Source organism: Methanospirillum sp., from assembly GCF_035560735.1.
Classification (GTDB): domain Archaea; phylum Halobacteriota; class Methanomicrobia; order Methanomicrobiales; family Methanospirillaceae; genus Methanospirillum.
In genome coordinates, this window is sequence record NZ_DATMYY010000125.1 from 1 (window position 1) to 10,554 (window position 10,554).

A 10,554-nucleotide genomic window follows, 5' to 3' on the forward strand; every position below is an offset into this window, starting at 1 on the left:
CATCATCATACAATAATATACATGAGAACGAAAATCATCCTTGATGAGAACGAAATTCCCAAGAAATGGTATAACATCCAGGCAGATTTCAAGACTCCCCTTTCCCCACCGATGCACCCACAGACTGGCAAGCCGGTTGGACCCGCTGATCTAGAACCAATCTTTCCAAAAGAACTGATCAGGCAGGAGATGTGTCAGGATCGGTACGTTGACATTCCAGGAGAGGTCCGCGACATCCTGACTCTCTGGAGACCAAGCCCGCTTTTTCGTGCTCACAACCTTGAACGGGCCCTCAAGACACCGGCAAAGATCTACTACAAGTATGAAGGTGTCAGCCCGCCGGGATCTCACAAGCCCAACACCGCAATAGCCCAGACTTACTACAACATGAAGGAAGGGATTGAACGGATAGCAACCGAGACCGGTGCAGGTCAGTGGGGTTCATCACTTGCATTTGCAACCCAGCTCTTTGGTCTTGAATGCAAGGTGTACATGGTCAGGGGAAGTTATGACCAGAAACCATACCGGAAGATGATGATGCAGGTCTGGGGTGCAGAATGTGTACCTTCCCCATCACCTGACACGAATTCAGGCAGGGCAATCCTTGCAAAAGATCCAAACACACCGGGAAGCCTTGGGATCGCAATATCAGAAGCAGTTGAGGATGCAGCAACCCACGACAACACAAATTACTCACTCGGCAGTGTGCTCAATCATGTCTGTCTGCACCAGACCATCATCGGGCAGGAAGCACAAAAGCAGCTTGCAATGGACGAGGCCACTGCCGATATCGTTATCGGATCAGCAGGAGGCGGATCTAACTTTGCCGGCATTGCATTCCCATTCGTAAAGGATAACATCGACAAAAAGACAGAAACCGAGATTATCGCAGTTGAGCCGGCAGCCTGCCCGTCTCTTACCAAAGGGCTCTATGCCTACGACTTTGGTGATGTTGCCGGTCTCACACCGATGCTCAAGATGTTTACCCTCGGTCATGACTTCATACCACCATCCATCCACGCAGGTGGGCTCAGATACCACGGAATGTCACCCCTTGTCTCAAAACTCCATGCAGACAACCTGATCACGGCAACATCAGTTCACCAGAACAAGGTCTTTGAAGCAGCAGTTATCTTTGCCAGAGCAGAAGGTATCATCCCGGCACCAGAATCTGCACATGCCATCAGGGTTGTCATCGATAAGGCTCTTGAGTGCAAGAAGACCGGAGAAGAAAAGACGATCCTCTTCAACAACACCGGACACGGTCACTTTGATCTCTCCAGTTATGAGGCATACTTTGCGGGAACACTCCCGGATTACGAATACCCGGCAGAACTTATAGCCGAATCGCTCAAGAAACTTCCACACGTTGCATGAACAGAATCGGGTTTGTAGTAAACCCATATGCCGGGATGGGGGGGGCAGTCGGACTGAAAGGGACAGACGGATGTGTAGAGGCAGCACGTTCTCTCGGGGCAGAACCGCTCTCCCCCTCTCGGGCTGTCAGGTTCCTCTCTGGACTTAACCCACGGGGATTCTTTTTTCTGACTGCTGCTGGAAACATGGGAGAGATTGAGCTTCGGGACGCAGGAATTTCCTCGTTTCAGGTTGTATTTACTCCATCATCTTCGGAAACTGCGGCAGAAGATACAAGAGCAGCGTGCGAACTCATGGTCAGAGAAGGTGTCAGATTGATTGTCTTCTGTGGCGGTGACGGGACGGCACGGGATGTATTTTCAGTGACAGGGAAAGATATTCCGATTCTTGGCATCCCGGCAGGAGTAAAGATTTACTCAGGTGTCTTTTCCACAACTCCGGAAGCAGGATCAGAGGTACTCAATGAACTCGATGAGGCAAGTCTGACTGAAGCCGAGGTAATGGATGTAGACGAGGAGCAGTACCGTGCAGGTATCCTCACCACCCGTCTGTTCGGAATAGCTACCATGCCATATATTTCAGGTTTATGCCAGTCCTGCAAAGAGGTCTCATTTGGCGATGAAACCCGGATGCAGGATGATATTGCCAGGTTTATTACAGGCATCATGCGACCTGATACACTCTATCTCCTTGGTGCAGGTTCAACAACCGGGGCCATTGCAAACAGACTCGGTCTCAATTCAACCCTGCTTGGTGTTGATGCCGTTTATCAGGGAACCCTTGTGGCACAGGATCTCAACGAAGAGGCGATCCTCAGGCTTCTCGATCAGTATGAGAATATCAGAATTATTCTGAGTCCTATCGGGGCACAGGGTTTTGTTTTAGGGCGGGGGAATCAACAGATTAGCAGGAGAGTTCTTGAAAAAACAGGTACGGATGCATTGATCGTGGTTGCTACTCCTGCTAAATTGCACCATACTCCGGTTCTGTACATAGACACCGGAGATCCAGAAATGAACAAGCAGTTTGGTGAGACCCTGCTGGTCATCTGCGGTATGGAGATGGCGCAGCGGGTCAGACTTTCATAGCAGGGAAATCCCTTACCCTTTGCCACCACCATTTATTTTTTGAAAACACTCAGGACACAGAGTCTTGTCACCAATTGCAATCAGGACCTCCCCTATAAGCGTCCTTTTGCATTCAGAGCAGACTACTCTATCCTTGAAGAAGACACCTGAAGGATCGACTGCCATGATTCTCATTTTTACCTAATAACACTTCAGAGTATCCAGCAGGCGGGATCCAAAACAGGTCTACTGCCTCGTCGATCTCTTTTTGAGATGAAAGATCGCATCAATTGTATAACAATGCCTCAAAATCTTCCTGACCCTTTGAAACCTGTTGCACGGGCGCGAAAGAAAGAAGTATACCACTCATGGCGCTGTGCTATCTGTTCATATATATACCGCGAAGAAGCAGGCGAAGAGCAGTCCCACACAGCCCCAGGAACACGGTTTGAGGATCTTCCACAAGACTGGAAATGCCCGATATGCAATGCAGGAAAGAGTTCTTTTGCCCGGATTGAGGAAGAGAAGGTAAAAGAAACAAAACGTGACAAAGGGACTACGGTTTCAGATGTGCTGATAAATCAGTTAACATCCTTTGGAATCTGCGAGTTCTTCGGAGTTCCGGGAACCAGTTCACTCGGCATCATCGAGGCTATCAGGAAGAACAAAGATGCCAGGTTTACACTATTTCGCCACGAAGAGAACGCGGCACTTGCAGCTTCAGCATATCACAAGTTCACCGGAAAGATAGCAGTCTGTGTAACCATTGCAGGACCAGGTGCCACGAATCTTGCAACCGGGCTGTACGATGCCAAAGAGGACAAGACTCCGGTTCTCTCTTTGAACGGGCAGGTATCCATGCAATATGCAGGACCAGGGGGATTTCAGGAGATCGATCAGGATGCTTTTTTCAGGCCGATTACTGTATACAACAACACCATCTATGACCGGAAGATGACACAAAAGATCCTGACCCTCGCTCTCCAGCACGCCATCGTCAGGTCAGGAGTCGCGCAGATATCTGTCCCAAATGATGTTCAAAAGCAGCAACTTGATGGAAAGAACTACTCATTGCAGGGATCTATTCCATCCCTGAAAGTTGTACCTGACTCAGACACGCTCTCACGGGCTGCAGCAATGCTCGATATGGCAGAAAACCCGGTGATCCTGGCCGGATGGGGGGCATTCTTCTACGCCGATATCCTCTCTTCATTCTCAAAAGCAATTGATGCCCCGGTTCTCTCAACCTTCAGGGCAAAAGGTATCCTGCCTGACGGACACCCACAGTACGTTGGTATACTTGGGTCGGTCGGCTCTCCACAGGCCCGTGAACTGGTAGAACAGACAGACCTGCTCATTACTCTCGGCGTAGGATTCTCAAAGAAGACCATGGTTCCTGAACAGGTACAGATACTGCAGGTAGATAGGGAACCGCTCATGCTTGGAAAGGGTGATAAGACACTACCGGTCTACGGTGATGTCGGTGAAGTGCTTTCGCGACTTATCCCGATAGTCAGGCAGCGTGGCAGACCAAACTCACCGCGAAGGGTTAAGGAGATTGTAGAATCCTGGGATGCACAACTGGAGAAAGAGGCAGACCCGAATGCGAAACCTATCCGGCCACCCTACATCATGAAAGTACTTTCAGAGGTTATTCCAGACGATGCCCTTATCTCGATTGATATCGGGGAGAATGCCTGGTGGTTTGGCAGGAATTTCAAGATGAAGAAACAGCGGATTGCAATGTCAGGATACCTTGCAACCATGGGGTTTGGTCTTCCCGGAGCCATTGCAGCCAAACTGGCATATCCTGAAAGCCAGGTCTTCTGCATCACCGGTGATGGAGGATTCGCAATGGCGATGGCAGATTTCGTAACCGCTGTAAAGTATAACCTGCCAATGGTTGTCATCGTCCTAAATAACCATCAGCTTGGGATGATCAGGGTCGAACAAAAAGTCGAGAACTATGAAAATTTTGCAACAGATCTGAAAAACCCTGACTTTGCCATGTATGCCAAGGCATGTGGCGGAGAAGGAAAGCATGTGTTCGAGCCTGATGACCTGGGAAGGGCAGTCAGATGGGCAATGCAGCTCAACAAACCGGTCATCATTGATGTGAATACTGATCCTAACCGGTTTTCACCTGTGAAAGATCAAGAGATACATGAAGAGACTGTTTGAGAGGGCGCTAAAATTTTTTGGCAACTGGTCATATAGAAAAACCTTGGTTTTGGTATCCAGATACTCTTGAATAATTATCAGGGTTTAAGGGGCTAGGTAGGTATCCTCGACTATTATCACCTTTCGGGCAGCATATATATCTGTGCAACAGGAGCCGGCTGTAAAAAATACATTATACTGGTGCAAAACCTGCAATGTTCCCCTTATCGGGAGAACCTGTGGATGTGGCGCATCAGGCGAGGCCATACCACTCAATAAACCATATGATCTTCGACCAGCTTTACATGCAGATCAGGAACTGATCACCCGGCTCCTTCGTGAACGATTCGGCCAGATCCCAGTCCCAAACGTTATCCTCCTCAATAAAACCGGAGGGCTGGATCGATATGAAATGCTTATCGCAAATGGCGGACGTTTCGGCTGGATAGCCTTTAATCCTGCAACTCGCAGGCACGAACTCACCCTTCTTCCTGAAGCATTGCCCTTCATCGTTCCGTTTGCAGAGAAGGGGATCATCGAGATCCCACCGGGAAGCGGAGACGATGAAGACGGAAAATCCCGGCGTATCGGAGGAAAGAAAGTCAGTGTCAATACTACCGAGCCTGATGGATCAGTTATCGTCAGGTACGGGAACAGGTACGGTACCGGCATTCTTACTGACGGTTCAGTCAGGATCAAGGAGCTCGTCAAAGTGGATCCCTGTGAGGTGACTGATTCAAACTGGGGGGAGGTTATCAGGCGTAACTATGACAGGCTCAAGGATCTTGAACGCTCTGCTGTCCGATCGATCAAGGCGGAGATGAAGAACTTCAAGCATGTCAACGTTTCTTTCTCTGGCGGAAAGGACAGTACGGTAGCCCTCGCCCTGGCCAGAAAAGCAGGTGTAGAGGAGGCATACTTTGTTGATACTCATCTTGAATTCCCAGAGACCTATGCATTCATCGACCAGCAGCAGGTTCAGATAAAACTGGATGGAGGAGACTTCTGGACCGGTGTTGAGAAGATTGGACCACCGGGAAAAGACAACAGATGGTGCTGCAAGGTTGTGAAAATGGCACCAGTCAGGCGATGGATGGATACCCTCGGCCCGGTCCTGACTGTACAGGGCAACAGGTGGTACGAATCATTCAACAGGGCAGAACTTGATCTGCTCAGTAATAATCCGCACAACCCAAACCAGACAAACTGTTCACCGATACGATCCTGGAGGGCATTTGAGGTCTTTCTGTACCTGAAATGGAGAAACATACCCTACAACCCGCTCTATGATATGGGAATCGAGCGGATTGGGTGCTGGCTCTGTCCTGCCATGCTGGAGGCAGAGTACGAGATATTGCGTGAAACACATCCCGAACTCTCTACCCGGTGGGATGAATTCCTTGACAAATGGGCTCTGGAGCACGGGCTCCCTATCGCGTATAACCGGTACGGGATGTGGCGCTGGAAATCGCCACCACCAAAGATGCGTGAACTCGCAAAAGAGATGGGCATTCCTCTTCCCCGGGTATCAGAGATAGAACACCTGCCCGAACGCAGGGAGCGGAGAGAGGGGACAGGAATAGAGAGACGCGACCGACGGGCATCAACCGGTCAGATAGGAAAGATGAAACCATCCACTGAGGAGCGGACACCGCTCAGAACCTGGAGCTCCAAAGCAAAATCATCAGATGGAGCAGAAAAGCCATCTGAGCGCAGAGTCAGAAGAGAAAGAAGATAGAATAAAATGCCCTTTCAGGCTGTGGAAATATGTTTAACCAGCGTCAGTTGGTTCGCATCCATCTCGCGGTTATACGTAATTTCATCCATCACTGATCTGATTAGGTGAACCCCAAGCCCCCCGATATTTCTGTGATCCAGATCAGCAGTCACATCAGCGGGAGGTATTTTCGTTGGATCAAAAGCAGGTCCGGTATCTGTTATCGTGATCGTCACAAGTTCAGGGGATGAAACACACCTGACCGAGACATTACCCCCCGGACTTTCATATCCGTGAGTAACAACATTTGTGACAGCCTCCTCAACTGCAAGTTGAATCCGCGTCATCTCCATAAGGGGAACATCCGCCTGTTCAAGACATTCCTCAAGGTACTGAGCCACTTCTTCAATAGCATCAATCGTTGCTGGAACAACAATCCCTTCAGATTCGCAGATCACGATATCACCTGATGATTAACCAGAGAATGCCCAGACACATCTGGCATCAACTGGTTATACGGCTGATCGCCTGTTCAGGAGTCTCACAGATGGTAAAAATCCGGTCAAACCCGGTCATCTTAATTACCTCCAGAGGAGCGGCCTGGAGCGAGGCTAAAATCATCTCCCCTCCATCCTGCCGGAGACGTTTCAATGTGGCGAGAATAACTCTCAGACCGGAACTGCTGATATAGGAGAGATGCTGCCCGTTAAAGACGAGTTTCCGGGAACCCCCATCAATCAGGGAGTTCAATACAGTTTCCACATCCCGAGATGTGGCTGCATCCATTCTTCCGGATACATCAACAACGGTTATACCCTCAATGTTCCGGGTTGTGACATCGAGCAGTTCACTCATACGTAATAAGAATGAAGGTGCGATAGCTATTTCACTATTTGGCAGAAGGCTCAATGAAGGATCATCCTTCCCATGATAAATGAGTTTTATGGTAGTCACACGAAAACTAGTACCAGAGAATGCCAGAGGAGAATAACCGCGTGGTGCAACTCGAGAATGAGGTATGGCAGCAGATACCTGGGACACGGAGTGCATGGGTTTACCCGTTTATCAGGAAACCCTCGATTACCGGTTCTAATACCTATATTATCAGAAGTGGCAGAAATCTGCTGGTCATCGATCCGGGAGCAATATCAGATCAGATGGAGAAAGTTAGACAGGTACTTTCAGCAGAGGTTACAAGCCAAAATCACCGGATCATTCTAATTGCAGGGCATATCCATGTGGATCATATGTACTTCGGGCTTGTTGATCGCCAGCTGCGCAGAATCGGCAGGACCATCATTGCAGCAGAGCACTGGGGGGCAGAGCAACTTGAGGCTGGTGACGCACACTGGACAGGATCAGACATCGTTGGGCTGCCCCAGTCACCAGTACATGTGGCCCTGCACCTTCTGACTCCTGAAGACAAGGCAGCAGAGATAAAAAGGGTTGTAAACATTGAAGGATTTAAAGAAATTATCCTCAATTCACACCAGATCTCTACGAACGGCCGGACACTGTACGGCCAGTCAATGATGCTCGAAGATGGTGATCATATAGACTTCTGGCACACGCCTGGTCACAGCCGGGAGAGTATGTCGATAAGTATAGGGACGCTGCTTCATGTCGGTGATATCCCGTTTGCTACCAATCCGGGAATTGCAGGAAGGGCTGGCTGGAATAAAAGTGACCTGCTTGATTCAATCTACAATATCAGGGACCATCTTCTGACTGAAGACACAATCTGCTGCCCAGGCCATGGGAGAACGTTTGATTATTCAGGTGTTATGGCGATGGTCAGCCGGATGGAAATCGAGATCAGTGAGATGCCAGACCTTTCAGAGTACAATGTTAAAAGGCTGAACCTCTCACTCTGGCATGGGCTTGATCTTATCGATGAAGCTCACCGGCTCTTTCCGATCATTGCAGGCCGCATGATGTCACTATGCTTTCGTCTTGAAAATATGGAGATGGAACAGGAGGCTGCAGATATCTGTGTCCTATTCAGCGATGAACAGGTGGATCAATTTCTTCTGGATTTCAACCGGTTTTATGAGGAATTCAAGGCAGGAAAAAAGATAAAACCCGAGGTAGTCCACAAAGCCCTGCAGGTTTTTGAACAGATAGAAAAGGCATTTCCAGCCGAATCACTTGAATCGGTTATTGACAGGTCCCTGCTCAGGCGGGCCAGAAGAATTCTTTCAGATTTTCTCTCAACTATTCAGGGCGTCATCCCAGATGGTAAAGACGAACCTGTCGTGCTGATATCCCTGATTCACGAGGTCTTTGCAGGGGATCAGTCAGGGGTGAGTGATGAGGAACTCATTACACTTGCTGACGATGAACAGGCATACCGCCAGGCAATGGTAAAAAGAATTGCTCACCATCCCTATGCCCATCGTCTTCCCTATCACATTTCCACTGAAAACTGCGGAGCCGGTGAAGATTCAATTACAATCCTTGCAGACAGACAGCGGCTTTATGACTCATGTATCGCCCTCATCGAATATCTCGAATGTATCAATGCGAAATCTTTGGATATTTTACTAATTGGTGAAAAAAACGCGATTCAGATGATCCTGACCCCGGTGGGACCAGACCTTGCATCAGAACTCCCGCTCCCTGGTTCAACCATCAGAGAGATAACCTATGCCGGAGGTATTGTCAAAAGCGTGATGGAACCTGGAAAAGAGGATATCAGGATCGAATTTCAGAAACCAGCAGGGCCTGATAATTCTGGTTGACCACAGTTCAGTGTACCAGCCGGGTTGCAAACCTGAAGTATATGATGATCACCATGCTGATCAGGAGACAGGAGAAAAATCCTGCCCCGAATCCAAAGATGGTTATAAGAAGGCCTGCAACCAGCGGACCTGCTGAATGACCAATATCCATAACTGAAGAGAGGGCACCCATTGACGCCCCGATCTGCTCTTTTTTTGCAAGATCTGCTACGTACTTTGTTGTTGCCACCGTTGAAAGCGATATACCGATACCAGAAACAAGGCTGATGACGATCATCAGAACCAGAGATGATGAAACTGCAATGAGCGAGACAGAAATCCCAAGCAGAAATACACCGGCACCGATCTGGTACCTGGGGTCCTTCTGATCTGCAATTCTGCCAAAGAAGGGTTTGGTGATGGCAATCGAGAGTACCTGAACGGCAAAAATAATTCCGATCAGATAAGCCTCAACACCAATTCCGATGAGGTATACCGGGAAAAAAGTCTCAAACACCCCAAATACAAAGAAGGTCCCCATGTCAACCATGGCAGTTGCAAGCAGCCTGCGATCAGCCCTGAAAGCCACCAGGCTCTCTTTGAACATTGCAGGGGTGATCGTATGAAGGGTACCCTTTGTTTCATCAGGGATTTTGAGAAGAAGAAGGAAAACCAGAAGACCAGAAATGAAAGCAGCAAGGTACACACTCTGGTACCTGAAAACGCCAGGCACGATAACAAAGAATGAGATCAGTGCTCCGCCAACAAGAGGGGCAAGGGTGCGGCCATAGAGCGTAGCTGATGAATACTGACCAATTCGTTCACCTTTTGCTGCTGAAAACCGTTCTGCAATGAGAGCAGAGACAACAGGCCCGAGGATGGCTGTTGCCATGCCATGAAAAAACCTTACAGGAATCAATAGAATGGGATCAGTTACCAGAAGGTAGAGAAGAGGAGCAGTAAGGAACACACCTCCTGCAAGCAGAAGGAGCCGCTTCTTTCCAAGATGATCAGAGAGAACTCCTACAGGAAAACTCAGGAGGATACCGGCAAAAGGTGAGACCGCGGAAATCAATCCGATGAGTGCTTCGTTTGCACCTAATGATGAGGCGTAGAGTGGAAGAACAGGATTCTTAGAGATTGTTGTTGAGAAGATTGCAAAAAAGCCGACTATTGAAAGGTTGAGGATAAATCTCTGATCTCTAAAGATCTGCATACCAGATATTTCATGCAGGTATTTATCTAATGAGATATTGAGGCACCTGTAACTCTATCAGGAGAAAAAGAAGTAAAGATTACTTCTTTTTACTTGGAAATAGTAAACTTGACTTTAGATGCGCTGGTCTGACCATTGTCCTTGACATTTACAATCCAGGAGCCGGTATCGGTACCGGATGGAATATCAAATGAACCGGTAAGAGTTGAAGTTGAGTTACAGGTTACATCCTTTGCGTTGATGTTCTTGGCTTCTCTGTTTGACTCGTTTTCAAGGTAAACCTTTGAACTCTTTGAG

At 48.5% G+C, this 10,554-nt stretch carries 10 protein-coding genes; 5 read left to right on the top strand and 5 right to left on the bottom strand.

Annotation, left to right across the window (positions count from 1 at the left end):
• Positions 1 to 21 precede the first annotated feature (21 nt).
• On the top strand, positions 22 to 1,377 hold the full coding sequence (locus VN429_RS03915; RefSeq protein WP_325630023.1) for a TrpB-like pyridoxal phosphate-dependent enzyme: 1,356 nt from the start codon (positions 22 to 24) through the stop codon (positions 1,375 to 1,377).
• A complete protein-coding gene (locus tag VN429_RS03920) occupies positions 1,374 to 2,465 on the top strand; it encodes an ATP-NAD kinase family protein (RefSeq protein ID WP_325630003.1) in 1,092 nt (363 codons plus the stop codon). Before VN429_RS03915 ends, VN429_RS03920 begins: the two co-directional genes overlap by 4 nt.
• Before the next feature lie 12 nt (positions 2,466 to 2,477).
• On the opposite strand, the gene VN429_RS03925 is transcribed toward VN429_RS03920, so the two are convergent.
• Positions 2,478 to 2,630, bottom strand: a complete 153-nt coding sequence (locus VN429_RS03925) for a hypothetical protein (RefSeq protein ID WP_325630005.1) — start codon at positions 2,628 to 2,630, stop codon at positions 2,478 to 2,480.
• Positions 2,631 to 2,717: 87 nt separating this feature from the next.
• Between VN429_RS03925 and VN429_RS03930 the strand changes: the two genes are divergently transcribed.
• Together VN429_RS03930 and VN429_RS03935 are read left to right on the top strand one after the other, a co-directional pair.
• On the top strand, positions 2,718 to 4,625 hold the full coding sequence (locus VN429_RS03930; protein WP_325630007.1) for a thiamine pyrophosphate-dependent enzyme: 1,908 nt from the start codon (positions 2,718 to 2,720) through the stop codon (positions 4,623 to 4,625).
• Between the two features lie 142 nt (positions 4,626 to 4,767).
• Positions 4,768 to 6,342, top strand: a complete 1,575-nt coding sequence (locus tag VN429_RS03935; protein WP_325630010.1) for a phosphoadenosine phosphosulfate reductase domain-containing protein — start codon at positions 4,768 to 4,770, stop codon at positions 6,340 to 6,342.
• 14 nt (positions 6,343 to 6,356) lie between these two features.
• On the opposite strand, the gene VN429_RS03940 is transcribed toward VN429_RS03935, so the two are convergent.
• Both VN429_RS03940 and VN429_RS03945 read right to left on the bottom strand, forming a co-directional pair.
• Positions 6,357 to 6,779 carry an ATP-binding protein gene (locus tag VN429_RS03940; RefSeq protein WP_325630012.1) on the bottom strand — a complete coding sequence of 141 codons (423 nt, stop codon included), beginning with the start codon at positions 6,777 to 6,779 and terminating at the stop codon, positions 6,357 to 6,359.
• 46 nt (positions 6,780 to 6,825) lie between these two features.
• Complete coding sequence (locus tag VN429_RS03945) at positions 6,826 to 7,176, bottom strand: STAS domain-containing protein (protein ID WP_325630014.1); 351 nt, start codon at positions 7,174 to 7,176, stop codon at positions 6,826 to 6,828.
• Positions 7,177 to 7,295: 119 nt separating this feature from the next.
• On the opposite strand from VN429_RS03945, the gene VN429_RS03950 reads away from it, so the two are divergent.
• Entirely contained in the window at positions 7,296 to 9,062 is a 1,767-nt protein-coding gene (locus VN429_RS03950; RefSeq protein ID WP_325630016.1) for an MBL fold metallo-hydrolase, read from the top strand.
• A gap of 7 nt (positions 9,063 to 9,069) precedes the next feature.
• Here VN429_RS03950 and VN429_RS03955 read toward each other — a convergent pair whose 3' ends face one another.
• Together VN429_RS03955 and VN429_RS03960 are read right to left on the bottom strand one after the other, a co-directional pair.
• Positions 9,070 to 10,257, bottom strand: a complete 1,188-nt coding sequence (locus VN429_RS03955; RefSeq protein WP_325630018.1) for an MFS transporter — start codon at positions 10,255 to 10,257, stop codon at positions 9,070 to 9,072.
• A gap of 89 nt (positions 10,258 to 10,346) precedes the next feature.
• On the bottom strand, positions 10,347 to 10,554 hold a 208-nt coding region (locus VN429_RS03960), incomplete at its 5' end, for a hypothetical protein (RefSeq protein ID WP_325630021.1).

Excerpts from the sequence above, each read along its gene's own strand:
- VN429_RS03915 (WP_325630023.1), top strand. The coding sequence starts at position 22 with ATGAGAACGAAAATCATCCTTGATGAGAACGAAATTCCCAAGAAATGG.
- VN429_RS03920 (WP_325630003.1), top strand. The coding sequence starts at position 1,374 with ATGAACAGAATCGGGTTTGTAGTAAACCCATATGCCGGGATGGGGGGG.
- VN429_RS03925 (WP_325630005.1), bottom strand. The coding sequence starts at position 2,630 with ATGGCAGTCGATCCTTCAGGTGTCTTCTTCAAGGATAGAGTAGTCTGC.
- VN429_RS03930 (WP_325630007.1), top strand. The coding sequence starts at position 2,718 with ATGAAAGATCGCATCAATTGTATAACAATGCCTCAAAATCTTCCTGAC.
- VN429_RS03945 (WP_325630014.1), bottom strand. The coding sequence starts at position 7,176 with ATGAGTGAACTGCTCGATGTCACAACCCGGAACATTGAGGGTATAACC.
- VN429_RS03950 (WP_325630016.1), top strand. The coding sequence starts at position 7,296 with ATGCCAGAGGAGAATAACCGCGTGGTGCAACTCGAGAATGAGGTATGG.
- VN429_RS03955 (WP_325630018.1), bottom strand. The coding sequence starts at position 10,257 with ATGCAGATCTTTAGAGATCAGAGATTTATCCTCAACCTTTCAATAGTC.